The organism is Mesotoga sp. UBA5557 (assembly GCF_002425715.1).
In the GTDB taxonomy this organism is placed as follows: Bacteria; Thermotogota; Thermotogae; order Petrotogales; family Kosmotogaceae; genus Mesotoga.
Genome location: NZ_DIMV01000036.1, coordinates 1 through 404, shown reverse-complemented (window position 1 = coordinate 404; position 404 = coordinate 1). Strand labels below are relative to the sequence as shown.

Genomic DNA, 404 nt, shown 5'->3' with positions numbered 1-404 from the left:
GAATGGGGTGGCCTCGTAGAATTCACTTCCAAGACAAACGAAATCGTAGCACAGCTCTGGAGGTAGAAAATGGATCAAATACAGCCCATAATGAGTTTATCACTTAGCCCCTGTATAAAGAACGGACTTCAAGCGGTTGGAAAGCCTGACAAAGTCAGTCTTCAAGAAACGAGAACCAATGCAAAGAGCGTTGATATAGATAGCTGCCTTAAAGAGGATTATCCCAATGAGAATAGATGGGACTATGCTGTTTTTATCGACATTGATGCTGTGCTGAAAACAGCATTCATAGAGATTCATCCAGCAAATGAATCCGAGGTCGATGAGGTGATCAAAAAGGCGCAATGGATGAAGCGATGGATCATGGATAATCAGATAAGAGTCATCACTGAGAACCGGAAGTT

1 pseudogene is annotated in these 404 nt (G+C 42.6%); it reads left to right on the top strand.

The annotated features are described in order from the left end of the window. Positions 1 to 69 precede the first annotated feature (69 nt). Positions 70 to 404, top strand: a pseudogene (locus B3157_RS04065) (hypothetical protein); the annotation flags it as partial.